The organism is Sediminicola luteus (assembly GCF_040566555.1).
Lineage (GTDB): Bacteria > Bacteroidota > Bacteroidia > Flavobacteriales > Flavobacteriaceae > Sediminicola.
This window is the reverse complement of the sequence record NZ_JBEWYP010000005.1, coordinates 199,823-225,731: the sequence shown is the minus strand read 5'-3', so window position 1 is coordinate 225,731 and position 25,909 is coordinate 199,823. Positions and strand designations below refer to the sequence as shown.

Genomic DNA, 25,909 nt, shown 5'->3' with positions numbered 1-25,909 from the left:
TTTATTTTTTCTTGTGGGGGTTCAACAAAATGGCGTAGATCTCAATACCCAGTCCCAATAGCACCAAGGTAGGGGCCAAACGGATTCTCCTGAAGTTGTATATCTCTGGGTTAAAAACAGTAGGATCGTCACTGCCTCCTCCGCTCATTAAGATAAATCCCAACGCCATACAGGCCAAGCCGATGAACATAAAAAGATAGTTCTTTTTTTGAAAGATAAATTCAGGTTTCGGACCTTGGTTCTGATTCGTGCTGTTTTTCTTCATACCGCAAATTTAGTAATATAAATCGTCTGTCCTAAGATTTAAAAAACGCTGTGTGGCAAAAAAGGTACTCAAAACGGATATAAGCACTCCCAAAAGAAAAACGCCGACAAATAATAAGCCTAGGACAAGTGGATCGTCCATAAGGTTCAGTTCGGGAAATTGATCGTTTACGTAGTAAAGGGTGCCGCCCAAGGCTAGCAAGGCCAAGAATGCTCCCAACATGCCTAATTTAATATTGGTGTAAATAAACGGCCGACGAATAAATTTCTTGGTAGCGCCCACCATTTGCATGGTTTTAATGATAAATCTTTTGGAATAAATGGATAAACGAATAGAACTATTGATCAGTAATACCGCAATAAAGGTAAAGATGGCACTGGCCACCAAAATCCAAAAGCTAATGCGTTTTACGTTTTCGTTCAATAAGGTGATCAAAGGTTGGTCGTAACTCACCTCGTCCACATATCCCTTGGAGGCTAGGTTGGAAGCAATATCCTCTATTTGCTCTGTGGAGACAAAATCTGCTTTCAGCTTTACATCTATAGAGTTCTTTAAAGGGTTGTAGCCTAAAAATTCGATAAAATTTTCACCAATTTCCTCACTGTGCTGTTCCGCAGCCTCCTCTTTGGAAACGTAGGTTGCAGATCGGGTGTATTCTGCCAAGGCCAAACTTTTTTGTAGTTGGTCTACCTCCACAGGCTTTGCACTGTCCTTTAAGAAGACCGAAATGGATATCTGTTCTTTAAAATGATCCCCCATTTTTTTGGTATTCAATACCAAAAGACCCAAAATTCCCAGTAAAAAAAGTACAAGGCCTATGCTAAGTACCACCGAGAAATAAGAGGAGATCAGTTTTCTTTTTTGATAGCGTTCAAAAGATTTGCTCATAGCGAAAAATCATGACGTAAAAGTAATAAAGTAAATTGAATATGAAATGGCCCTTTAGGTTTTCCGAGGTATTTTAATAAAAGTATTTAAATAGGTGTATTGGAAGGTTATCTTTTCAAGGAAAAGTGCCCCTTAAAGGTAGTGTCCTCTATCTGTATTATATACCAATAATCCCCCGAGGGCAATTCTCTACTATTAAAGGTTCCATCCCAAGAAAAGGGGGAGTTTCTAGAGTTTTTTATAAGTTTTCCGTAGCGGTCAAAGATGTTGACACTGGAAGAGCTGTAATTTTCTATGCCAACAAGATCAAAGGTATTGTTGTAAGGGTCTCCATTTGGGGTAAAGAATTTCGGGATTACAAAATGTGTATAGGACATGGAAACTTCCCCGCATCCATTTTTTTCCCTGACATATATGGTATACCGGCCGCCTTGGGTATTCTCAAACTCGGAACTGTCTTGATAATCAGTGCCATTGAGGGAATATTCAAAATCCCCTTCAAAGGTGGTAGTGACCAAGATGCTATATTCATCTGAAGAAATATTGGAAATAATCGGGGCATCTACTTGCTCCAAAGTAATTGTTTTAACGTTGGTACATCCATCGGAATTGGTAACCCCAACGGTATATGTGCCTGGCGCAGCCACCGTAATTTGGGATGTAGTTTCTCCAGTGTTCCATTCATAGGTCACAGGGTCCGTACCCGCATAATTTGCATCTAAGATGGTCTGGGAATTTTCACAAAATGCTACCGTTTCATCTTCCACCTCCGGTAATTGGTAAAAGAAAATGGAAACAGCTGTTCTTGTGTCAGAGATACAACCCGCAACAGAGGTTTCCGCTTCGGCATAAAAGGTGCCGTTCGCTGTGGGTTGATAGGTATGGCTGTCCGCCAGCAGCAAGTTGCCTCCTGTGGGAGCATCATACCAGTTTACCTTTATCCCAAAAAGTGTACTCACCTCCAAAGGAATGGGGTCGTTGCTACATGCCGAAATATCACCATTACTTGTGGGGGCGGATGGGGTATTGACGACAAGCACTTTAAATACCTCCGAGACAGAGCTACAAAGTGGGCTGATGAGGTTGATGGGATCTTCCGCTACTTTTACCCTGAAAAAGGTAGACTCTGAAATGGGTGCAGGGGTAAAGGTTGGATCGGTCTCTCCAGGAATATCTGTCCAACTGCTACTGGAGTTAGAGGATTGCCATTGGAAAGCATGGGTGCTATAAACTGAAAAATCAGGAGTGGCATTCAATTCTGAGATGGTTACTGGGGCATCTGCTTCACAAACCGAAATCTCAGTTTCGTTCATTAAGTCTGTAATTTCAACTAAATCTCCACAGGTTCTAAATACAATATCGTCAATGGCGAGGTCGTTTCCACATCCACCAGGAGAATTGTTGATCATTTTTAGAATTACGGACGTCTGTCCAGGCTCTGTTTGAAAAACCAGGCCATATTGATTCCATTGAGGTGAAGTGGTTCCTGTGATATCCCCAGTATTCCCAGATGCCAATAATTGGGTATCTGTATCGTCCCAGATCTCAAAATCTACATTTACAGGAATGCCGGCATTCAGGCATCCCGAAAGGGGCAGTAGATTTAGCAACCAAGAAGAAAATTCATAGGTGGTGTTCTCACAAAGAACATCTACCCTATATCGGAAAAACTCCCCGGCATTAATATCAGCATTTATAATAAGGGCTTTGCCATCTGTGTCATTGGGGGTATGATCTTGAGTGTCGTGCCAGCTAAAGTAATTGGTTCTACTGGAAAGGGTGTAAAATCCATCGTTGGGTGCCCCTGAGGTGTAGGTATAGGTGGTGGTTCCCGCCGGTAATTGCGGGCCATTGGTGGTACCGGTTCCAAAATTCTCTTCAAAGATAGGATCACCCGAACTGCCAGGGCAAAACCCCAATTGGGCTTGTAGCTGGATACTGCAAAAGCCGACTAAGAGCAATAGCAGTAAATGTCTTTGGATATTCCTTTTTTTCACCTTGTTTGTATATTTGTCAACGTAATAATTCTTCGGGCCGTTTACCACATTAAAATTTCAAAAAACCATCATATTCAATAGAATAATTCAATATTGGTTTTGATCTCAGTTTTGTAAGTTGATAATATCTTTTCCCCTTTCAATGATTAAACTTATTTTTGCCCGATATACCATACTGTTGCTACTGTAAAACGGCAGGACTATAGAAATATTTTGATATGAGCTACGATTTCAGACAGATTGAGGATAAATGGCAGAAAGAATGGGCCGAAAAAGGCACTTTTGAAGCGCAAAACACCTCTGATAAACCAAAATATTACGTGTTGGATATGTTTCCCTACCCATCTGGAGCCGGGTTGCATGTGGGACATCCGCTAGGTTACATAGCCAGTGATATATATGCCCGTTACAAAAGACATAAGGGCTTTAATGTACTGCATCCAATGGGATATGATTCTTTTGGGTTGCCAGCGGAGCAATATGCGATACAAACAGGACAGCACCCGGCCATTACCACGGCTGCCAATATTAAAAGGTATAGGGAGCAATTGGATAAAATCGGGTTCTCGTTCGATTGGAGCAGGGAGGTACGCACCTCTGATCCCGATTATTATAAATGGACACAATGGATTTTTATTCAACTTTTTAATTCATGGTATAATAAGGAAGCTAATAAGGCTGAAGATATAACTACGCTTGTTGCTTTATTTGAGCAAGATGGTAATAGCGGTGTTAAGGCAGTATGTGATGAAGATGTGGTTGCTTTCACGGCATCTCAATGGAGCGGATTTACTCCGAAGAAAAAACAAGAAATTTTATTGCAATACAGGCTGACCTATTTGGCCGAAACGGAGGTCAATTGGTGCCCTGCCCTAGGGACCGTTTTGGCGAATGACGAAATTGTCAATGGGGTATCCGAGCGTGGCGGACACACGGTGATCCGTAAGAAGATGACCCAGTGGAGTATGAGAATATCTGCATATGCCCAACGCTTGTTGGACGATTTGCAAAAAGTGGACTGGCCACAGCCATTAAAAGATTCCCAGGTAAATTGGATTGGCCGTTCGGAAGGTGCTTCGGTAACCTTTCATACAATTCCTTCTGGAGATGTAAAAAATTCTTATCCAATTGAGGTATTTACGACCAGGCCAGATACAATTTTTGGTGCCAGTTTTATGACCTTGGCACCAGAACATGAATTGGTGTCCTTAATTACGACCCCAGAACAAGAAGAGGAAGTAGCGGACTATGTAGAAGCTACCGCAAAACGTTCGGAGCGGGATCGTATGGCCGATGTAAAGACCATATCAGGGGCTTTTACAGGTGCCTATGCCTCACATCCGTTTACGAAAGAACCTGTTCCGGTTTGGATAGGGGACTACGTGTTGGCGGGCTATGGAACAGGAGCAGTAATGTCCGTTCCATGCGGGGATCAGCGTGATTATGATTTTGCAAAACATTTCAATATCCCTATTCCCAATATTTTTGAGGGGATCGATATCTCTGAAGAAGCTTTTGCGGATAAAGAAAAGACCATTATTTCGAACTCTGATTTCCTTAACGGGCTGCCTTATAAAAAAGCGGTTAAATTGGCCATTTACGAATTGGAGAAATTGGAGCAGGGTAAAGGGAAGATCAATTATAGATTGCGTGATGCGGTATTTAGCCGTCAGCGTTATTGGGGGGAGCCATTCCCGGTATATTACGTGGAAGGAATGCCTCAAATGATCGAGTCAAAATACCTGCCCATTGAATTGCCCGAAGTTGAAAAATACCTACCTACGGAAACGGGGGAACCGCCTTTGGGGAATGCCACTACTTGGGCATGGAACACGGTGGAGCATACAGTGGTCAGCAATAAGATGATAGATCATAGGACCGTATTCCCATTAGAGCTGAATACCATGCCAGGTTGGGCGGGGAGCTCTTTCTATTTTAATCGGTATATGGATCCCAATAATGAAAGTGAGATATTTTCGCAGGATGCCATTAACTATTGGCAGGATGTGGATCTTTATATTGGCGGAAGTGAGCATGCCACCGGGCATTTGTTGTATTCCCGTTTTTGGCAAAAATTTCTTTTCGATAAAGGGGTAGTTCCCAAAGAAGAATTTGCAAAGAAGCTCATTAATCAGGGGATGATTACCGGTACCAGTGCCTTTATTTATAGGATTGAAGGTGAAAATACCTTGGTTTCAAAAAATTTAATAGGAGACAGATCTGTACAACCACTTCACGTAGATGTGTCCTTGGTGAATCCTTCAGATGAGTTGGATTTGGTAAAGTTCAAGGAAAATCCACTTTATGCCGACTTTAAGGACGCTAAATTCCTCTTAGAAGACGGTGTTTATATTGTTGGCAGAGAGGTTGAAAAAATGTCCAAATCCAAATATAATGTTGTCAGTCCAGATAGTATATGCGAAGATTATGGGGCAGATTCCTTGCGTTTGTACGAAATGTTCCTTGGGCCTTTGGAGCAGTCCAAGCCCTGGAATACGGCCGGTATAACCGGTGTCCACAGCTTTTTGAAAAAAATGTGGCGACTCTATCATTCCGGCGAAGAAGGAGCATTCAACGTAACAGATGAGGAGGCGACTGCGGATAATCTTAAAACATTGCACAAGACCATTAAAAAGGTAGAGGAGGATATTGAGAATTTCTCTTTCAACACTTCGGTATCCAGTTTTATGATCTGTGTTAATGAGTTGTCTACTCAAAAATGTACCAGCAAGTCCATCTTGGAACCTCTGGCCATTTTGGTTTCTCCATATGCCCCTCATATAGCAGAGGAATTATATAGTAAATTGGGATATAAAGCTTCTATCGCAACTGCAGAATTTCCAAAATATGATGGAAAATACTTAGTGGAGAGCAGCAAGGAATATCCTATCTCCTTTAACGGAAAAATGCGTTTTAAAATGGAGCTTCCCGCAGATATGTCGGCAGCCGATATTGAGTCCGCCGTTATGGCCCATAAAAAAACACAAGAACAACTACAAGGTCGCACTCCAAAGAAAGTAATTGTAGTTCCTGGGAAAATTGTAAACGTTGTGGGGTAGTGTCCTCTCTTAGGGGGTGAATAACTACTTAAGCGGAAATACTTCAATCCATTGGCTTTCCCGCCAATGGGAAGATTCCCTGTGCATTATCATTTAATACTGGTATTATGATAGATCAAATTGAAATAATAGGATTGGCTGCTGCTGTTTTGACCACTGCTTCTTTTGTGCCACAAGTCTATAAGGCATGGACACAGAAAGCAACAAAGGATATCTCCTTGACCATGTACCTTAGTTTTTTTATGGGCGTGATCCTGTGGCTCATATACGGAATCCAAATTGGAAGCTTATCCATTATATTGGCCAATAGTGTGACGGCGCTCCTAGTGTTGATCGTTATCCTACTAAAATTAAAATATAAGTAGACCCCCTATTATTTAATATTTATATCGTTTTATATTAAATTAAATAGAAGCACCCCCTATTTTACAGGGGTATGTTTTGATAAAATGATAAAAATATATAGGCACCCCCTATTATTTAGACCATTTTCTTTTTTAATGTCGATTATTTATCCCATTTTTGATACTCTAATAATCATAATTGATGGGAAGGAATAAAGCTCTGTGCCTACAGGCTTTGTTTTTTCCCTATTAGTGATGCAAAAAACAAAAAGATGAGAATCGGTATTCCCAAAGAAATCAAAAATAACGAAAGCAGGGTGGGCATGACACCAGCCGGGGTTTTCGAATTGGTGAAAAATAATCATACGGTCTACGTACAGTCAGGTGCCGGCGACGGGAGTGGTTTTTTTAATACGGATTACCAACAGGTAGGGGCCATTGTTTTGGATACCATCGGACAGGTTTACGCCATGAGCGATATGATCGTTAAGGTAAAAGAGCCAATAAAAGAAGAGTATGGCCTAATTCAAAAAGGACAGGTGGTATTTACCTATTTTCATTTCGCTTCAAGTGAGACCCTCACGGAGGCCATGATAGACCGTAAGGCAATTTGTATTGCTTATGAAACTGTGGAGGATGAAGATGGGACATTGCCATTGTTGACACCCATGTCCGAAGTCGCGGGGAGAATGGCTATCCAACAAGGGGCTAAATACCTGGAGAAACCAGAAAAGGGTCGTGGGGTATTATTGGGTGGAGTTCCGGGCGTGGCCCCGGGAAAAGTTTTGGTGCTTGGAGCTGGTATTGTGGGAATACAAGCTGCAAAAATGGCAGCCGGACTAGGGGCTCATGTTACTATTTTAGATGTAAATATGAAGCGGCTCCGTTATGTCAATGACGTAATGCCAAGCCACGTGGTAACAGAATTCTCAAATGAATTTAATATCAGAAAACATATAAAGGACCATGATCTGATCATTGGTGGGGTCCTGTTAAGGGGGGCCAAGGCTCCTAATCTTATTACTAGGGATATGCTAAAGGATATGCGTCCAGGTACCGTAATTGTGGATGTGGCAGTAGACCAAGGCGGATGTGTAGAGACCACAAGGCCAACGACGCACGAGAATCCTGTGTTTATTATTGATGATGTGGTCCATTATTGTGTGGCCAATATGCCAGGGGCGGTTCCTTATACGTCTACTATGGCCCTGACCAATGTTACCTTGCCCTATGTTTTGAAATTGGCCAATTTAGGTTGGGTAGAAGCTTGTAGAACAGATGCATCCCTGCAAAAGGGGTTGAACATTGTAGAGGGAAAAGTGATATATAAGGAGATTATTGAAGCCTTTAATTGGCAAGCCGTTGAGGTGTAAACAGTACATTTTGTCATACTGGGAACCCCGTCATTTTTTGGCGGGGTTTTTGATTATAGTTAAAGAAGAATTACTTGATAATAGAAAAAGGAATCTTTACTATATTTATCATTAAAAAGACGAAATTATGTTGATGTATTATATTATTTTGGGTGCAATTGCCTTGGTGAGCTGGTTGGTCAGTAATAAACTAAAGAATAAATTTAAGCATTATTCCAAAGTGCATCTGCGCAATGGCATGAGCGGTGCTGAAATTGCAGAAAAAATGTTGGCCGATCATGGGATCAGGGATGTAAAGGTTATTTCCACCCCGGGAATGTTAACGGATCATTATAATCCGGCCAATAAAACAGTGAATTTAAGTGAAGGTGTATATAATCAGCGAAATGCTTCCGCTGCTGCTGTTGCAGCTCACGAATGCGGGCACGCGGTTCAACACGCCACGGCCTATGAATGGTTGACGATGCGTTCTAAATTGGTACCAGTGGTGAGTGTCACTTCCGGGATGTCTACATGGATCGTATTTGGAGGTATTATGTTGGGCGCCGCTGCTGGAGTAGGCTTTGGATATTGGGTGGCTGTTGCCGGCTTGGTGATGATGGGTTTTGCCACCTTGTTCAGTTTTATCACTCTTCCTGTGGAATATGATGCCAGTAACCGTGCCTTGGCTTGGTTAAAGAATAAGAATATGTTGAGTCAAGAAGAATATAAAGGCTCAGAGGATGCCTTGAAATGGGCTGCCCGCACCTACTTGGTTGCCGCTATTGGATCTTTGGCAACATTGGTCTATTGGGCTCTTCAAGTTCTTGGTGGAAGGGATTAGAAATTAGAATCAAAAGAAGGAATAAAAAAAGGACGATTTTATATCGTCCTTTTTTTATATGGTTATTTGTCTATCTATCTGTTGGTTCAAGGATATAAAGGTCTCGGTACGTGAGACACCTTCAATTTGTTGGATATCCTTATTGAGCACGTTCATTAAATGTTCGTTGTCCCTGCAAAGTACTTTTATGAGAATAGACCAGTTACCAGTGGTGTAATGACATTCAAGTACTTCCGGGATCTTCTCCAGTTCCTTTACGGCCAAAGGATTGCTCATGGCCTTGTCCAGATATATGCCAATATATGCCATAGTGGTGTACCCTAAAACTTTCGGATTGACGATGAACTTTGAACCTGCGATGAGTCCCGAGGCCTCCAATTTTCTCAGACGCTGATGGATGGCCGCTCCGGAAATGCCAATATGTCTTGCAATTTCTAAAATAGGCTTACGGGCATCGGCCATGAGGAACCGTAGTATCTTTTTGTCAATCCCATCAATTTTAATGTTCTCCTCGGTAGATTTCATTTTTTGGTTTCAATATAATGGTAAATATAACTATTTAGTTATAGATTCTAACCTGCAATAGAATCGGGATTATAGCCCAAATAGCACACATCGTGCTCTTTAAAATTGATGCCGTATTCCGTCAATTCATCTAATATAGGTTCATAAACTTCCTTGTTAATGGGTATCTGTACTCCGGGAGTTGTAATTTTTTTGTTCAATATTAAGAGGGTGGCCATCGCTACGGGTAGGCCAACGGTTTTTGCCATAGCGGTATGTGTCCTATTCTCACCAAGGACCACCATATTGGAATCGATCTGTTTTTTTACCCCATCTATCTCGTATCCAAATTTGTGGTACATGACAATCATGTCCTTATCCTCATTGCCCAAGGTCCAGCTGTCCTCAAGAATATGTTGGAGGATTTCCGCCGGGGTGGCGTTTTTCAAAGGAATGGTCTTGGAGCTGTCAAAAAGGTTCAACTCCAAAAGTTTGTCCCACATAATATCATCTTGGTCTATTTTCAAATAGAGCCTCAGTTTCAGTTCTACCGTATCTGTGGGGGAGTAGGGTAAAAATAAATTTACGAATTCGCGGTAGGACATCCCTTCGGAGTCCTCAATAGTATAACTGTCATCCGTCATGCCCAATTGTACGAACATATTCCAGGCTTTGGAAAATCCTACTCTTCTCATGGTGCCTCTGTAAAGGGTCAATACATCATTTAAGCCGTAAACTTCCCTGTATTTAAGGGAATCCCTATTGGCATAGGCTTCAAATTTTCCATAACCTTCTATGTTCATAAATTCTGTTCTTCTGAACAGCTTATGGTAGGGGATATACTTATAGGTGCCTTCTTGTATAAATTTGGCGGTACCCCCTTGTCCGGCAACTACTACATTTCTCGGGTTCCATGTAAACTTGTAATTCCATAGATTGGTATCGCTTTCTGGAGCAACCAAGCCGCCGCAAAAAGATTCGAACAATAACAGTTTGCCCCCTTTATTCCTTATGCGGTCTATGACCTGCATGGCACTCATATGGTCTACTCCGGGATCTAGGCCGATCTCGTTCATAAAAACAAGCCCCTTGTCCTTTACCTGTTGGTCCAATTTTAGGAGTTCATCACTCACATAAGAGGCCGTCACCAAATGTTTTCCATATTTCAAACAATCTTGGGCTACCTTAATGTGAAAACGGGCCGGTAGCATGGAAATTACAATTTCTGCATTTTGTATGGCTTGGTGACGCTGATCTTCTTGAAATATATCCAAGGTGACAACTGTACAATGTGGATGGTTTTTTACAGTATCACTTATATGTTCAGGGTGAAGGTCCCCAATGGTAACATGAAGTTTTTCACTTTCTGCTTTTTCCAATAAATAATCCAATAAATAGGAGGTGGATTTACCAGCTCCAACTACAAGTATCTTTCTCAACATCTGTTTCCTTACTTTTGTAAATTCAATGGATACTAAAGTATCAAATTGTTATAAATATAATAAATATACCGAAATAAGTTATGAACAAAACAATTTTAGGAGTGGGCGTCATATTGGGACTAACGGCTATAGTCCTGGGCGCATTTGGGGCGCACGGGTTGGAAAAGTTGGTGTCAACGGAGAATGTGGAAACATTTACAACAGGGGTTACCTATCAGATGTACCATGCCTTGTTCCTATTGTTCTTGGGTAGCATGAATTTTATTCCTGCATCCTCAAAAAAGACCATATTTTATCTTATTGTAGCAGGGGTGTTGTTATTCTCAGGTTCCATTTACACCTTGGCAACAAACGAGTTAACAGCATTTGACTTTAAAAAAATAGCTATTTTAACACCAATAGGTGGCGGTTTGTTAATTTTTGGATGGATTTTGTTGGGGATTCGTATTTTTCGACAAAGGGTTTGAATAAAGGTTTATTTACGGGGCTTTCGTTTTTATTTTTTATAGCTTTGTACAAGTTTATAAACTAACAAAATTATGAATAGTTCTGACCAATTGACGAAATCGATTTCGTTAAAAGATTATGGGATTGAAAGTGACCATATTTACTATCAGTTATCCCCTTCAAAACTTCATGCCATCGCTTTGGAAAAAGGAATGGGAAAAGAAGCGTCCTCAGGGGCCCTCGCAATAAATACCGGGGAATTTACCGGAAGGTCTCCCATGGACCGATTTATTGTTAAAGATGCCATTACCGAAGATAAAGTGTGGTGGGGAAATATCAATATTCCCTTTGAAACCGACAAATTCGATGCCCTATATGACAAGGTCATTTCATATCTAAATAATAAGGAGCTCTACGTTAGGGATTGTTATGCCTGTGCAGATACAGATTATAGGACCAATATTAGGGTCATTGCAGAATACCCGTGGTCCAGTTTGTTTGCCTACAATATGTTCCTTAGGCCAGATGAAAAAGATTTAAAAGGTTTTACTCCTGAGTGGACGGTTATCAACGCCCCAGGATTTATGGCCGATGCAGAAGTTGATGGTACCCGTCAGCACAATTTTGCCATATTAAATTTTACCAAGAAAATAGCGTTGATAGGAGGTACTGGCTATACAGGAGAAATTAAGAAAGGTATTTTTTCTGCGTTGAACTTTATTCTTCCCGTTCAGAAGAATACAATGCCAATGCATTGTTCCGCCAATGTAGGTGAGGATGGGGATACCGCTATCTTTTTTGGATTATCAGGGACTGGAAAAACAACGTTGTCCGCAGATCCCAATAGAAAACTTATCGGGGATGATGAACATGGCTGGACAGCTGAAAATACAGTCTTTAATTTTGAGGGAGGTTGTTATGCTAAGGTCATAAATCTTTCTGAAGAGAATGAGCCAGATATCTTTAGGGCGATCAAAAAAGGGGCCTTACTGGAAAATGTAGTTTTAAACAGTAAAGGAGAGGTAGACTTCTCGGATATCTCCATTACCCAAAATACCCGGGTAAGCTATCCTATTTACCATATTGATAATATACAAGAGCCTTCCATTGGCAAGAATCCGAAAAATATTTTCTTTTTAACGGCAGATGCCTTTGGGGTTTTGCCTCCAATTTCAAAATTAACCCCTAGTCAGGCTGCCTACCACTTTATGTCAGGGTATACCGCTAAGGTTGCTGGTACAGAAGCAGGGGTAGTTGAACCAATACCATCATTCTCTGCTTGTTTTGGTGCGCCATTCATGCCTTTGCACCCGGCCAAGTACGCGGAAATGTTGAGTAAGAAAATGCAGGATTCAGGCGTTAATGTGTGGTTGGTGAATACTGGTTGGACCGGTGGTCCTTACGGTGTCGGAACCCGTATGAAACTAAAGTATACCAGGGCTATGATCCAAGCTGCTCTTAATGGGGATTTGGGTATGTACAGCTATGATACCTATCATATCCATTCTGTTTTTGGTGTTGCCCAGCCTAGGGAATGTCCTGGAGTGCCAACATCAGTATTGAGTCCTAGGACAACCTGGAACGATGATGAGGCCTATTATAAAACGGCGTTTAAATTATCCAATGCCTTCAGGGAAAACTTCAAGAAATATGAGTCTTATGCCAATGAGGAAATCAGGCGTGGCGGACCGCAACGATATGCATTCTAAACATAAAAAAAGCCTCTGAAAAGAGGCTTTTTTTTTATTTCTTGTTCTGTGTAGTGATATACTTTTGCAATGCCATGGTCATGGAAGGAGTGTCGGGCGTTGGAGCCTTAATGTCTATCCTTAGTCCTGCATCGGTGGCAGCGTTCACGGTAGAATTACCAAAAACGGCAATTCTCGTTTCGTTTTGCTTAAAATCTGGAAAATTCTTTAATAGCGATTCAATTCCTGAAGGGCTAAAGAACACCAAGATATCATAATAAACGTCCCTTAGATCCGAAAGATCACTGATGACCGTTTTGTAGAAAATTCCTCTTGTCCAATTAAGTTCCATAGAATTCAACAATTCTGGAACAATTGGTTTTAGCACATCAGAAGATGGCAGTAAGAATTTTTCGTTTTTGTATTTTTTTAATAATGGAGTAATGTCAACAAAATTCATTTTGCCAACGTATATTTTTCTTTTTCTGTAAACCACATATTTTTGTAGATAATACGCTACGGCTTCAGATTGGCAAAAATACTTCATGGTATCAGGAACCTTGAATCGCATTTCATCGGCTATCCTGAAAAAATGATCAACGGAATTTCGGCTGGTAAGTATGATGGCGGTAAAATTGTTCAAATCAATTTTTTGTTGCCTAACATTCTTAGCATCAACTCCTTCCACGTGGATGAAAGGTCTAAAATCGACCTTTACTTTTTCTTTTTCAATCAGTCGTGAATATGGGGAGTTCTCCATTTTCGGTTCTGGTTGGGAAACCAAAATCGTCTTTACTTTCATAAGCATCAGTCTTTAAAGTAGCTTCCTATTATCACAAAAGGCGCAATTTCGAGTGCGCAAAGGTACAAAATAAAATAGAAAATGTTACTAGTAATGTAAAATTGATGATTTCTTATCACAGTGACCCATCCTATTAAATTTATGATCAAAACAAGGGTAATACTTATGTAAATAACAGTTTTTGAGTCATTTAAGGCATAGGTCAAAATAACGTTCGCAAGAAACATGACAATCCCGCTATAATTGAGGTAGGTGAGTTTTTTGAATATCAATTCGCTAATAGTGGATGTGATATTAAAAATAAAGGCGTTGAATAGTTGTAGGACCACTTTCACCAGTAAAAAGAGGGCTAGCATCCCTAAGATCAGAACATAGATAAAAGGGTACGCGCTATTGTCCAGCTGAAAGAGGATTCGTCTTGCGAGGTAAATAAAAAGAGCGAAATTAAAAAGTTGGAACAAGGTCAGGAATATATGGAACCAATTAATCAACCTGTCCTTCTTATTGTACATGATCACGTACTTGTTGTTAAAGGGGAGGATGATAAAATTGATGAACCTATTATAAAAAAAGCTCTTCCCAATCACCACGAAAAATATACTGGTCAAAAGTACCAAGGTGATCCAGTCGGCGGTGTCTATGAGTCGAAGCGTTGGTTCCATTATTCTAATTTAATATTATCCCCATTAATTCCCATATAAAGTCCATTTTCCGAGATACTTATTTTGAAGAATCCAGGATTTTCCATTTTGGGTTTAGGTAATTTAAAAGTGAATTTTGTAGTGTCTTGGGCTTTTATAGTGAGCGCTTCCTTGTTTATTGGCGTCATTGGTAAAGGTAATGTTTCCATGACTTGTTTGTAATCATTGAGATAGGCTATCCCAAATTTTATTTTTTCAAGGGGGATGTTGGCTTCATAAGGGTTGAAAACTTTTAAAGTAAGCTCCTGATCCGTATTGAGCGTTATATTTTCTTCGGCAACATAGCATCTTAATTTTCGGAACGACTCAAAATTTTCCATATAATTTCCATAAAAGACAGTTCCGTCTGGCCAGTTGAGGGTAATATCGCCACTCTTGGTGTATTTGGAGATGTATAGTATCTTTTGATGCTGAACCTTGGATTCTGAATCATCTATGGTATACTGGTTCTGTCGGTACATAATATTGTTCAGGGAATAGGTAGGGCTTCCTGAATAAAAGGCATACATAGGGGCGCTTCTATACGAATTTTCAAAAACAACGGGCATATCCCCTATCTGGGATTTGATATCACCTACCCATCTGGTGTTGCCATGGGTTTCATAAACCACAGGAAATAGCGGCTCGTAAACCAATCCAATCCTAAGAAAAAGAAGAATAGCAATGTTGGCAAGGCCCAAGCGGTATATCCATTTTTTGGCATTATCATTTTCCAAGAGATAATTGAATGCCATAATGGCCATAGGAATGGATATTACAATGATCCATTGGGTCTGTATCCTGCGGTTAAAACTGGAAATGAAAAAGAATATCAGCACGCCATAAGTTAAATACAACAGCGCCTTGGTGAATTGATCTTTGGCCTTGGTTTTGTAAAGGGATTTATAGATCCATGGAAAGGTAAGTCCAAAGAGTGCTACCAAATTAACAAAATACCCCAAGGTAAAATCAGCAAATTCATAGGCCCTATTGGGGCGTTCATAAAGGTGATATTTTATGGAAACAAAGTCGTTTTCATACAGCCAATAAAAATGAGGGGTATAGCACAAGAGGGCAACTGCCACGGATAACCAGGCGTATTTATTCCAAACCAGTTTTATGTTGGAGAGCAACGTAAAGAGAATAACCAATACGGCATGGTATTTACTGTACATCAATGCCGCCATCACCATTCCTAGGCCCAGGGCCAATAAAGCCGAGGGTTTGGCAATAAATCTTTTATAAAGTAGCAGGAACAAAGCCGTGAAAAATAGAAAAGGGGTATCGGGCAATGTAAAAAAGCCATAAGCATTGATCAAGGTCATGGAAAATACCAACACAAAAAATTGAACCCCGTACCGCTCTTTTTTTGGATTTTCTATCAAAAGCCACAACACTAAAAAGGTGGCTACGGATAGAATGCAGCTCATAAAGCGAACCCCAAGTTCCCCATTGAAAAATACACTGCTCATTTTGATCATGAGGGCAACCATAGGAGGGTGGTCAAAATACCCCCAAGCCATATTTTGGGCATAGTACCAGTAGTAGGCCTCGTCAAAAATGAGTTCTGTAAAATAGCTCTGTGCCATGTTAAGGGCAAACAGTGCAATCAATAAATAGAGAAGGATTTTTGGTAGCTTTGGTATCATTTCAAATTTTAAACGGTCCAAAATTACGAATTATTACTGTGTTCAAAGGATTTAAAAATATCATAAAACACATTGAGGATTTCTTAAGAGGGTTTAAAATACTATTTTTGTGCAAATCACCGTAGTCAATGGAAGACAGTTTAGTTATCATTCCCACCTTCAATGAAATAGAAAACGTTGAAGCGATTATAAAAGCGGTTTTTGCGCTTGAAAAAAAATTTCATGTATTAGTTGTGGATGATAATTCTCCCGATGGCACGGCAGATAAGGTTCGGGAATTGCAACAGCAATTTTCGGACAGACTTTTTTTGGAGGTGAGGAAGGAGAAATCAGGACTGGGAACCGCCTATATACATGGCTTTAAATGGGCAATAGACCGCAAATACGATTTCATTTTTGAAATGGACGCGGATTTTTCACATCGGCCAGATGACCTTCCAAGATTGTACAGGGCATGTGTCAATGGCGCAGATGTGGTAGTGGGTTCGCGTTATAAAAAAGGGGTGAACGTAGTGAACTGGCCTTTGTACAGAATGTTGTTGTCCTATGGCGCATCATTTTATGTAAAGCTGATCACTGGTATGCAGGTGCACGATCCAACCGCAGGTTTTGTCTGCTATAGACGCAAGGTTCTGGAAGAGATAAATTTGGATACCATTAAGTTTGTGGGGTACGCCTTTCAGATAGAAATGAAATTTAGGGCACACCTTAAAAAATTCAAAATAGAGGAAATCTCCATTATTTTTACAGATAGGATAAGGGGAAAGTCAAAAATGAGTTCCTCCATTGTAGGGGAAGCCATTTTCGGGGTTTTAAAAATGAAGCTGAGCAGTATATTTCAACGACATAAATTTTAGTATGGGAAAGACGCTTTTGAAGAATGTAAGGATGGTAAATGAAAATACCATCGTGGAAGGTGACATATTATTGGAAGGCCAGCTGATCGTAAAAATAGACGGGGACATTAGTGATCCAAACACTAAAGTCATCGATTTAAAAGGCAAGCACCTATTTCCTGGGGTTATTGATGACCAGGTACATTTTAGGGAGCCAGGACTAACGCATAAGGGCAACATAGCTACAGAAAGCAGGGCGGCAATAGCAGGAGGGATAACCTCCTTTATGGAACAGCCAAATACCAATCCACAGACGACTACCATTGAAGAGCTGGAAAAGAAATTTGCCATAGCTGCCAATACGGCCTATGCCAACTATTCCTTTTTATTTGGGGGTACCAATGATAATTTGGAGGAGCTCAAAAGGCTCGATAAAAATGCATGCTCTGGAGTAAAATTATTTCTAGGATCCTCCACTGGGAATATGTTGGTGGACAATGAGTTGGTCTTGGAGAAAATATTTAGAAATACCGAGATGGTCATCTCAGCCCATTGTGAGGACGAGGGTACCATAAGAGCAAATATGGCACGGTTTAAGGAGGAATACGGGGATGATATCCCTATGAAATACCATCCTATAATAAGAAGTGCTGAGGCTTGTTACCTCTCTTCTTCCAAGGCAATTGCCTTGGCCAAGGAAACTGGCGCAAGGTTACACGTTTTTCATTTGTCCACAGGGATGGAAACATCACTTTTCCGCAATGATATTCCTCTGGAGCAAAAGAAAATTACCGCTGAGGTCTGTATCCACCATTTATGGTTTTCCGATAGTGACTATGACAAAAAAGGTTCCTTGATCAAATGGAATCCAGCTGTAAAAACCGAACAGGATAGGGCACAATTATGGGAAGCGCTATTGGACGATCGAATTGATGTGATCGCAACAGATCATGCCCCCCATACCCTAGAAGAAAAAGATAATGTTTATACCAATGCCCCCTCTGGCGGACCTTTGGTACAACACGCCCTCCCTGCCATGTTGGAAAATTACCATAATGGTAAGATTTCCCTGGAAAAAATGGTGGAAAAGATGTGCCATAACCCTGCAAAATTGTTCCAATTGAAAAAAAGAGGATTCCTAAGGGAAGGATATTTTGCGGATCTTGTAGTGGCTGACCTCAATAATCCCTGGAAAGTTGCCAAAGAAAATATTGTTTATAAATGTGGTTGGTCCCCATTTGAAGGAGAAACCTTTAAATCCAAAATAACCCATACTTTTGTGAATGGCCATTTGGCCTATGAGCAAGGCAATTTTTCAGAATTGAAAAATGCACAACGATTAACCTTTGATAGGGAATGATGAAAAAAGCGGTATTGTTTATTTTTTGTGTAATCCTCGTCTCTTGTGGCGAAAAGGTGGTCAAAGAACCAGAGCAATTGATTTCTAAGGAAAAAATGGCGGATATACTTTATGATCTTGCCATTCTTACAGCTGCGAAGAACACAAGTACGGATATTTTGGTCAAAAATAAGATTGAGACCATGGAGTATCTTTATACCAAATACGGGATAGATAGCGTACAATTTGTTGAGAACAACCTATACTATGCCTCTATTCCATCGGAATATGTTGCCATTTATAAAGAAGTCGATTCCCGACTGGAGTCTGTTCAGAAAGTAATGGACGAAGCCCGAAAAATAAAGGCAGATAGTATAAGGGAGGCTCGCGATAAAGCAAAAGAGAACAAAATAAAGCCAACCAAAGAGTTACGGCCTACAGTGCAGGATTCTCTTCCATAAAAATATCGGTCGAGAACGAAATTGCATTATCCAAAGGTTCAAACTCATAATCCAGGCTCTCAATTACCTTGGCATTGGAATATAATGTCCTATTTTTTAAGGAAAACACAGAAGCACTTGTCAATTGCCTTTTTGAATTGGTAATAAGGGACCAAAACCAATCTAATCGCCATAGGACCTCCAGCACCCAACCAGGAATCTGTTTTTTGGGTGGCACTTTTTTCATGGCCATGGTTAGTTTTTCCAATATTTCACGATAGGTCAAATTCTTGGAGATGACAATAAAGCGTTCGTTTTGGATGTCCGATTTCATCAAGCTTGTAATAATAGAAACAACGTCGGAAACCGTTACAAAACCTGATCCGCCTGGGGGAAAATATTTTGGTGCCCTGCTCGCCCTTTTAAATAACTGTCCACTTCCAGTTTCCCAAAATCCGGGACCTATTATAATCCCTGGATTGATGATTACAACGGGAACATTTTCTTGGGAACCTCTCCATACTTCCAATTCAGCAGCTGTTTTGGTAATGGAATATGCACTTGAGTTGGATTGTTGCCAGTCGTTCTCCTCAGTAGCCTCCTTTACTCCAATACTTTTTCCAATGGCGGCTATGGAGCTGACATAGCATAATTTTTCAATAGTATTTGCGATACATAGGTTGACGATATTTGCAGTTCCTTCTACATTGACCTTATGCAATAGGCCATAATCCTTGGGGTCAAAGGAAATTAATGCGGCGCAATGGTAAACATGGGTAACACCTTCAAAAGCCTTCTCCAGATCGGGGATATTATTAATATCGGCGGTGACCCATTCAATTTTTTCAAACAATTCAGAGGATTGCCCAGTGTAATATGAAAATATTCGTTCCACTCTAGAAAGGTCGCTTTCCGCACGATGGATCGCTCTTACCTTAATACCTTGTTCCACTAATTTGAACAGCAGGTGTGATCCCACCAAGCCCGTTCCTCCTGTGACTAAAACCATGGCCCAAATTTAGGCAATAATCCATAAAGCTTTTAATTTCTTGCTCCCAGAATACAGATCATGAGTTATAGTGCGACAAGAAGCCTGATTTTTTAGGTGGGGTCCCTAATTTTTGGAACCAATACCTATAAAAAGACCGTGATACCCTTTATATTTGCAGCTATTGTAAAAATAAGAGACAAGCATGGCTTCAAATTTCATAGAGGAAATAAAATGGAGGGGAATGTTGCACGATGTAATGCCCGGAACAGAAGAACATTTGTTAAGTGAGATGCAGGCTGCATATGTGGGGATTGATCCTACGGCCGATTCCTTGCATATTGGACACCTTGTAGGGGTTATGCTTTTGCGACACTTTCAATTGTCAGGGCATAAACCATATGCTTTGGTGGGCGGTGCAACAGGAATGATTGGAGATCCTTCAGGGAAATCTGCGGAACGTAACCTATTGGATGAGGCTACACTGCGGCATAACCAAAATGCGTTAAAGGAACAATTGTCCCGTTTCCTGGATTTTAAGAGCAATGAAGATAATGCCGCCATCTTGGTCAACAACTACGATTGGATGAAAGACTTCTCGTTTTTGGAATTTATTAGGGACGTTGGGAAGCATATCACCGTGAACTATATGATGGCGAAAGACTCGGTCAAAAAACGACTTTCGGCCGAAGCCAAAGAAGGGATGTCCTTTACGGAGTTCACCTACCAATTGGTACAAGGGTATGATTTCCTTCACCTCTACCAAAAACACAACTGTACCCTTCAAATGGGAGGAAGTGATCAATGGGGCAATATAACTACAGGAACAGAGCTTATCCGAAGGATTGCAGGGGGAAAGGGCTATGCCTTGACCTGTCCTTTGATTACCAAAGCCGATGGGACAAAATTTGGAAAGACCGAAGGCGGAAATATTTGGTTGGATGCCAACAGGACATCTCCTTATAAATTCTATCAATATTGGTTGAACACCTCAGATGAGGATGCGGAGAAGTATATTAAGATATTTACTTTTTTAACCAAAGAAGAGATTGAAGCTTTGGCTACTGAGCATAAGGAAGCCCCGCATTTAAGGGTGCTTCAAAAAAGATTGGCGGAAGAGATTACGGTTATGGTACATTCCCAAGATGATTTGGACAATGCTATTAAGGCCAGTGATATTTTATTTGGTAAATCTACCTCTGCTGATCTGAAAGGATTAAATGAGAAGACATTTTTGGATGTTTTCGAAGGTGTTCCCCAAGCCGAAGTGGCTCTAAAGGATATAGAAGAAGGATTGGATATGATAGGGGCACTAGCGGCCAAAACAGGATTTTTGGGATCCAATGGGGAGGCAAGGCGTGAATTAAAGCAAAACTCCATTTCGGTGAACAAGGAAAAGGTAAAGGAAGACTATACCATTACTGCGACAGATTTGATCAATGGAAAATACGTGCTTTTACAGCGTGGTAAGAAGAATTATTTTGTGCTGGTAGTCAATTAGAAGCAAGAATTAAAATTTAAAAAACGGGTATTGATAATGGTTCAATGCCCGTTTTTTTATGTTGGTTATTTAAGAAAGGATATCCCTTGACGAGCACAGATCTCCATGACCTTTTCCATATCCGGTGGTCCGGGTGGCAAAGCGCCCAATTCTTCAAACATATTTTCTATCCCAGCAGGAAAGACGCTCAAAATTACCTTGGCATTTTTATCACCTATCACTTTCCAGGAATGAGGGACATTTCTGGGGCCAAAAGCCAGATCACCAGCTTTTAAAACCGTGGTTTTATCGCCTACGGTCAGTTCCAATTCCCCTTCCAATACTTTGAATATTTCATCCTCCTTGGTATGTACGTGCGGAGGGATCATCGTGCCTGGAGTATTGTATTCCTCAATGAGGGTAAAGAGACCGTTGGTATCCTTTCCTGTCAATTTAAAGGTCTGTATGTCTCCAAGGACATTGATGGTCTTTCCTTCATCGTTCCTGATAATTTTAGGATCCAATGGTTCCTCTGAGGTCTTTTTGTTTAAGGGGTTTCCCAAAGCAGGCAGGGTAAAGGCAGTAGCTCCCACCCAAATGCTGTGTTTGATAAAATCTTTTCGTTTCATGATATGGTATTTTAATTGTACAATACAACCATTTCATAAGTGGATAAAGTAGTTTTAATAATTAAACTTAAAGCCTAGGTGTTCCCGTTGATGGATAAGATTTGGAGCGAAGATGAAACCTTATTTTAGGCTTGAAAGGGGTAAAATTATAAAATCAACAGGAAGATAATGCTGATTTTTATATATCTGGAAGTCAATTGTTTATAATTGGTAAGTTGTTGGTGGACTGATAATACGTTAGAGCACCATAAGATTACATCCCCTAATGTCCGAATTGTCAAAACGACCCAAAATTTCAAAACTCCCATCGGGATATGCCTTCCCCAGATCCTGGGTGGCAATAAAGGAACAGGAATGTATGTTGGCAAGATCTATGACATTGACCCCGCCCGTTTTTCCGGGAGACATATAGGCCATGGGGTCCTCTGGATCCCTAATGAGAATTTTCATCCATGGCGGGGCATTAAAGATGCCATCTCCCTTGGAGTACCCTTGGGATAAAAGCTCGGTCATGCCATATTCTGAATGTATATGCTCTACCCCAAATCCCTTTTTTAATATGGCGTGAAGTTCTTCCCGGATCATTTCCTTTCTTCTGCCCTTCATCCCGCCAGTTTCCATTATAATGGTATTCTTTAATTGAAGGGAATGTTTTTCCACCATATCCAAGAGGGCAAAGGAAACACCAATGAGCAAAATTTTGGTGCCTTGAGCATCCAAATCCTGTATTTTTTTCTTGAGCAGATCAATCTCATTCAAATAAAAGCCGCTTTCAGGATGCTTGCTTTTTTTGATTAGGTCATCTACCATATATATTAATGACGATCCTTTCCGCTCCAAATAGGAAGGAAGGAGTGCCAACACACAGTAGTTGGAGATATCACCATAAAAAAGCTCAAATGCTTTGGTGTAGCTGTACTCATAAATTTTAGTATCCAAAACAAAATGCTTGCTGGTGATACTGCCCGTGGTGCCACTACTAGTAAATATGGTTTTTGGGATTTTGGAAGCGGAAACTATTTTTTTGGATTTAAAAAAATCAATCGGCAAGAAGGGGATATCGTTCAAATGGGTTACATTGACCTGGTTCTTCCCCAATAGTGAACAAAATTTACGGTATACCGAATTGTTTTGGTATTGGTAACCAAAAACTTCCAGCGCTTTTGCCTGAAATTCGTCGGAACTTTTTAATTCGAAGATGCTTTGAAAGTCCATGGTCAATGTTAAAAGGACAAAAGTAAGGATACCTTTGATGGTGTAAAATAAAAAAAGCCCCTTTTGTAGGGGCTTCATTGATTAAGTTACATGGGGTAGTTTATTTTACGACCAATTTTCTGGTCATCGTTTTATTGTTTTCCGTGATTTGAAGCACATATACGCCAGGGATCAATCGGGCTATATTTAATGAATTTGTAGCTATCCTGTCCTTTAGGACAACGGCCCCAAATACATCGTATACCACAATATCCTTGGTATCGTTCATTTTAGTTGATACATACACCACATCGTCAAAGGCCGGATTAGGATATAATTTAAATCCAGTAATTTCGGCATTCTTGGGAGTTTTAATATCAACCATTTCTTGCGCTGAGAGCAAAAAGCTAAACGTAAGTAATATGGTAAGGTAAATTCTTTTCATGTAAGCCAATTTGGGATGTTGACTGTAAATGTAGGTAAGTAGAATTCTTTCGAACACTATTTGTTGTGAAACACCGATTTTTGTAGGTGAAAGGGATTTTGTTAACGGTGAGCAGGGATGTAAGATGCTAAAAAACAGATTTATAGCATTTTAAAAAGATAATATAGAGAAAGTAGTCGCTTATTTGACAATCAATTTGCGTGTAGCCACCTTATCTTTTTCAAAGATTCGGATCATATATACCCCTGCATCCAAATTAGCCAGATTCAATTCTGAACCTAAAATGGTGGTTTCCAATAAATTTCCTCCGAAGACATCAAAAATCATGATTTTCTTGGGCGAATTATCCTTGGTTTTAATGAATACTTTACCGTTGGTCACGGGGTTAGGATACACACTTAAACCTTCAATTTCACCTGCACTGGTTTTCTGCTGGCTGAAGGCCATTGTAGAAATGAAAAAAAGAAGAATTAGGTAAAGGTGCTTCATTTATTTGGATATAGAATAAAGGTAGTAATTTTGCCGTCCAGAAGAATACAACGATCGGGAGAAAATTAAATATAATCGATGAAATGCACAAAACGCCCTTTGTAAGGGCGTTTTTATAGAATATATGTTAAGTAATGGGGTTAGTTTTCAGTAGCCCAGGCAAATAGGCTGATGTCCACTAAAGTTCCATTAAAAACATTGTCATTGGCATTTGTCAATGGAGTACCATCTACAATTACATTGGCCAATGGCCCATTGTCCTTCATGTCCACGTTTGTAACGTAACCAGAAATATTCACATTGGTAAATGTTGCTCCAGAGGTCTTTTTAAACTGCAGGGCCATGCCATCAACAGTTGAAACTGCCGTCAAGTTGGTGAATGTTGGGTTGTTGTTTACCCCATCGCCCTCCAATGCTGTAGAGAATCCGGATTTATTGTGCAATATATATGTGTTGGTAATAGAGCCATTCCACCCTTCGGTCCAGTCAACGGCATCATCCTCATTGTTTTCAAAATACATGTTAGTAGCTGTAACGGTTCCTCCAAAGAACTCAACACCGTCATCTGTCCCATTTAATACCGCTACGTTTTCGATTGTGGTACCCGATCCTACGGCATAAAGGGTTAATCCGTTGAACTGTGATTCGGCATTGATCTGCGCGCCGGCATAGTTGATGATCAAATATTTAATAGTTCCAGAGTTGTCATCGTCGTTGGAACCGCCATAAGCGATTTGTCCTACCTCGGCGGTGGCATTTGTGCCTTCGGTTGTAGTTGCATCACCCGCAATCACCAGGCCGCCCCAATCTCCGGGAGTTTCATTGGTTGAGGTCATTACCACTGGTGCAGCTTCAGTTCCCAGAACATCAATTTGGGCGCCTTTTTGAATTAAAATATAAGTACTTGTCTCATTTCCGCTTTCAACATCGGCGATTATTTTTGTACCTGCAGGAATGGTCAATTTCGCACCTGCTTCAATACTTAAGGTTTGATCAAGGAAATACGTGATTTTCGCATTCAAGGTCAAGTCAGAAGTTATACTGCCGGTCAATACGCTCGTTTCCACTGCAGTGTTGGAATTAACCCACGAAAAGGTAGCTATATCAACGGTTGGTGCGGCTATATAATTTTTTGCGGGATCTGCAGCTGCTCCATCGAATTGAACATTGGCTAAGGGGCCATTGTCCTTCATGTCCACACTAATATCGTAACCAGCTAATGAAAGTCCGGTTATAGTAGCGCCTGATTCTTTTTTGAACTGTAAGGCGGTACCGCCAACAGAAGATACAGCTGTAAAGTTTACCAATTTTGGGTTGTTGTTGATCCCGTCCGCTTCAACTGCTGTGGAAAAACCGGCTTTGGAATGAAGGGCATACGCATTGGTAACGGTACCGCTCCAACCTTCTGTCCAGTCAATGGCATCATCCTCATTGTTCTCCAGGTAAAGGTTAGTGATAGAGGCAGTACCTCCAAAGAATTCTACCCCGTCATCTGTACCGTTTAGCAAAGCAACATTGTTAATAGCCGTACCTGAACCAACGGCATATAGGGTAAGACCATTGAACTGTGATTCTGCATTGATCTGAGCTCCGGCGTAATTGATGATCATATAATTTATGGAGCCAGAATTGTCAGCATCGTTTGAACCACCATAGGCGATTTGTCCAATTTCTGCCGTGGCATTTGTGCCTTCCGTCGTTGTAGCATCTCCTGCAATTACCAAGCCGCCCCAATCTCCTGGAGTTTCATTGTTGGAGGTCAATACTACGGGGTTGTTGGCAGTACCCTGCACATTTATTTTTCCACCTTTTTGAACTACAATATATGTGCTGGTTGAATTACCGGATGCCGTGTTGGCCGTAATTTTGGTTCCAGCAGGGATAGTCAAGGTGGCGCCCGCTGAGACACTATAAGTACCGGTAAGGGTATACTGTTTTGTGCCGTCCAAGGTCCTGTCTTCGTTTAGTGTGCCATTCAATTCGGTACCTTCTCCTTGAGGAGGGGTGTATGGTTCGTCTGTAGATGAGGTGTCGGTACTGCAGCTTACGGCCAAAATGGCGAAAGTTGCAATAAATAACATTTTTAAATTCAAATTTTTTGTGGTCAT

At 40.7% G+C, this 25,909-nt stretch carries 24 protein-coding genes; 10 read left to right on the top strand and 14 right to left on the bottom strand.

Annotation, left to right across the window (positions count from 1 at the left end):
- Position 1: 1 nt before the first annotated feature.
- The 3 genes from ABXZ32_RS10735 to ABXZ32_RS10725 form a co-directional block, all read right to left on the bottom strand.
- Positions 2-265 (bottom strand): DUF3098 domain-containing protein, encoded by a 264-nt coding sequence (locus ABXZ32_RS10735; RefSeq protein ID WP_062057567.1) that lies wholly within the window; start codon positions 263-265, stop codon positions 2-4.
- Positions 266-274: 9 nt separating this feature from the next.
- A complete protein-coding gene (locus ABXZ32_RS10730) occupies positions 275-1,153 on the bottom strand; it encodes a cell division protein FtsX (RefSeq protein ID WP_354618676.1) in 879 nt (292 codons plus the stop codon).
- Positions 1,154-1,260: 107 nt separating this feature from the next.
- The gene (locus ABXZ32_RS10725) at positions 1,261-3,150 is read right to left on the bottom strand and encodes a T9SS type B sorting domain-containing protein (protein WP_354618675.1); all 1,890 of its coding nucleotides are present in this window, start codon (positions 3,148-3,150) and stop codon (positions 1,261-1,263) included.
- Between the two features lie 218 nt (positions 3,151-3,368).
- On the opposite strand from ABXZ32_RS10725, the gene leuS reads away from it, so the two are divergent.
- From leuS to ABXZ32_RS10705, 4 genes are all read left to right on the top strand, one after another.
- Complete coding sequence (gene leuS, locus ABXZ32_RS10720; protein WP_354618674.1) at positions 3,369-6,209, top strand: leucine--tRNA ligase; 2,841 nt, start codon at positions 3,369-3,371, stop codon at positions 6,207-6,209.
- Between the two features lie 107 nt (positions 6,210-6,316).
- Positions 6,317-6,574 carry a SemiSWEET family sugar transporter gene (locus ABXZ32_RS10715; RefSeq protein WP_354618673.1) on the top strand — a complete coding sequence of 86 codons (258 nt, stop codon included), beginning with the start codon at positions 6,317-6,319 and terminating at the stop codon, positions 6,572-6,574.
- A 251-nt stretch (positions 6,575-6,825) separates the two neighbouring features.
- Positions 6,826-7,926, top strand: coding sequence for an alanine dehydrogenase (ald, locus tag ABXZ32_RS10710; RefSeq protein ID WP_354618672.1), 1,101 nt, complete (start codon positions 6,826-6,828; stop codon positions 7,924-7,926).
- A gap of 127 nt (positions 7,927-8,053) precedes the next feature.
- Positions 8,054-8,749, top strand: a complete 696-nt coding sequence (locus tag ABXZ32_RS10705) for a zinc metallopeptidase (RefSeq protein ID WP_354618671.1) — start codon at positions 8,054-8,056, stop codon at positions 8,747-8,749.
- A gap of 54 nt (positions 8,750-8,803) precedes the next feature.
- Here the strand turns inward: ABXZ32_RS10705 and ABXZ32_RS10700 are convergent, their stop codons facing one another.
- Both ABXZ32_RS10700 and ABXZ32_RS10695 read right to left on the bottom strand, forming a co-directional pair.
- Positions 8,804-9,274 carry an Lrp/AsnC ligand binding domain-containing protein gene (locus tag ABXZ32_RS10700; RefSeq protein ID WP_354618670.1) on the bottom strand — a complete coding sequence of 157 codons (471 nt, stop codon included), beginning with the start codon at positions 9,272-9,274 and terminating at the stop codon, positions 8,804-8,806.
- Positions 9,275-9,321: 47 nt separating this feature from the next.
- Positions 9,322-10,695, bottom strand: coding sequence for a saccharopine dehydrogenase family protein (locus ABXZ32_RS10695; protein WP_354618669.1), 1,374 nt, complete (start codon positions 10,693-10,695; stop codon positions 9,322-9,324).
- 80 nt (positions 10,696-10,775) lie between these two features.
- Between ABXZ32_RS10695 and ABXZ32_RS10690 the strand changes: the two genes are divergently transcribed.
- Both ABXZ32_RS10690 and pckA read left to right on the top strand, forming a co-directional pair.
- Positions 10,776-11,162 carry a DUF423 domain-containing protein gene (locus tag ABXZ32_RS10690; protein ID WP_354618668.1) on the top strand — a complete coding sequence of 129 codons (387 nt, stop codon included), beginning with the start codon at positions 10,776-10,778 and terminating at the stop codon, positions 11,160-11,162.
- A 72-nt stretch (positions 11,163-11,234) separates the two neighbouring features.
- Entirely contained in the window at positions 11,235-12,851 is a 1,617-nt protein-coding gene (gene pckA, locus ABXZ32_RS10685) for a phosphoenolpyruvate carboxykinase (ATP) (RefSeq protein WP_354618667.1), read from the top strand.
- 34 nt (positions 12,852-12,885) lie between these two features.
- Here the strand turns inward: pckA and ABXZ32_RS10680 are convergent, their stop codons facing one another.
- From ABXZ32_RS10680 to ABXZ32_RS10670, 3 genes are read right to left on the bottom strand one after another with little or no spacing between them, the layout of a single operon-like run.
- The gene (locus ABXZ32_RS10680; protein ID WP_354618666.1) at positions 12,886-13,632 is read right to left on the bottom strand and encodes a uroporphyrinogen-III synthase; all 747 of its coding nucleotides are present in this window, start codon (positions 13,630-13,632) and stop codon (positions 12,886-12,888) included.
- A gap of 5 nt (positions 13,633-13,637) precedes the next feature.
- Positions 13,638-14,294 (bottom strand): DUF4271 domain-containing protein, encoded by a 657-nt coding sequence (locus ABXZ32_RS10675; protein ID WP_354618665.1) that lies wholly within the window; start codon positions 14,292-14,294, stop codon positions 13,638-13,640.
- The gene (locus ABXZ32_RS10670; protein ID WP_354618664.1) at positions 14,294-15,961 is read right to left on the bottom strand and encodes an ArnT family glycosyltransferase; all 1,668 of its coding nucleotides are present in this window, start codon (positions 15,959-15,961) and stop codon (positions 14,294-14,296) included. Before ABXZ32_RS10670 ends, ABXZ32_RS10675 begins: the two co-directional genes overlap by 1 nt.
- A 128-nt stretch (positions 15,962-16,089) precedes the next feature.
- Here ABXZ32_RS10670 and ABXZ32_RS10665 point away from each other — a divergent pair, with 128 nt between their 5' ends.
- The 3 genes from ABXZ32_RS10665 to ABXZ32_RS10655 are packed head-to-tail and all read left to right on the top strand — an operon-like array spanning position 16,090 to position 18,597.
- Positions 16,090-16,818 (top strand): polyprenol monophosphomannose synthase, encoded by a 729-nt coding sequence (locus tag ABXZ32_RS10665; protein WP_354618663.1) that lies wholly within the window; start codon positions 16,090-16,092, stop codon positions 16,816-16,818.
- A gap of 1 nt (position 16,819) precedes the next feature.
- Positions 16,820-18,157: a dihydroorotase gene (locus ABXZ32_RS10660; RefSeq protein ID WP_354618662.1), complete on the top strand. Its 1,338-nt coding sequence runs from the start codon at positions 16,820-16,822 to the stop codon at positions 18,155-18,157.
- Positions 18,154-18,597, top strand: coding sequence for a DUF4296 domain-containing protein (locus tag ABXZ32_RS10655; protein WP_354618661.1), 444 nt, complete (start codon positions 18,154-18,156; stop codon positions 18,595-18,597). The genes ABXZ32_RS10660 and ABXZ32_RS10655 overlap by 4 nt, the downstream gene beginning before the upstream one ends.
- Here the strand turns inward: ABXZ32_RS10655 and ABXZ32_RS10650 are convergent.
- Positions 18,572-19,585 (bottom strand): NAD-dependent epimerase/dehydratase family protein, encoded by a 1,014-nt coding sequence (locus ABXZ32_RS10650; protein WP_354618660.1) that lies wholly within the window; start codon positions 19,583-19,585, stop codon positions 18,572-18,574. The genes ABXZ32_RS10655 and ABXZ32_RS10650 overlap by 26 nt on opposite strands.
- A gap of 184 nt (positions 19,586-19,769) precedes the next feature.
- Between ABXZ32_RS10650 and tyrS the strand changes: the two genes are divergently transcribed.
- On the top strand, positions 19,770-21,065 hold the full coding sequence (tyrS, locus tag ABXZ32_RS10645) for a tyrosine--tRNA ligase (RefSeq protein ID WP_354618659.1): 1,296 nt from the start codon (positions 19,770-19,772) through the stop codon (positions 21,063-21,065).
- 65 nt (positions 21,066-21,130) lie between these two features.
- On the opposite strand, the gene ABXZ32_RS10640 is transcribed toward tyrS, so the two are convergent.
- The 5 genes from ABXZ32_RS10640 to ABXZ32_RS10620 all read right to left on the bottom strand — a co-directional run bounded on the left by ABXZ32_RS10640 (position 21,131) and on the right by ABXZ32_RS10620 (position 25,909).
- Entirely contained in the window at positions 21,131-21,673 is a 543-nt protein-coding gene (locus tag ABXZ32_RS10640) for a quercetin 2,3-dioxygenase (protein ID WP_354618658.1), read from the bottom strand.
- A 237-nt stretch (positions 21,674-21,910) separates the two neighbouring features.
- A complete protein-coding gene (locus ABXZ32_RS10635; protein WP_354618657.1) occupies positions 21,911-22,888 on the bottom strand; it encodes a LuxE/PaaK family acyltransferase in 978 nt (325 codons plus the stop codon).
- A gap of 100 nt (positions 22,889-22,988) precedes the next feature.
- Complete coding sequence (locus tag ABXZ32_RS10630; RefSeq protein ID WP_354618656.1) at positions 22,989-23,312, bottom strand: T9SS type A sorting domain-containing protein; 324 nt, start codon at positions 23,310-23,312, stop codon at positions 22,989-22,991.
- 180 nt (positions 23,313-23,492) lie between these two features.
- Positions 23,493-23,801 (bottom strand): T9SS type A sorting domain-containing protein, encoded by a 309-nt coding sequence (locus ABXZ32_RS10625; protein ID WP_354618655.1) that lies wholly within the window; start codon positions 23,799-23,801, stop codon positions 23,493-23,495.
- Between the two features lie 140 nt (positions 23,802-23,941).
- Entirely contained in the window at positions 23,942-25,909 is a 1,968-nt protein-coding gene (locus ABXZ32_RS10620; RefSeq protein WP_354618654.1) for a hypothetical protein, read from the bottom strand.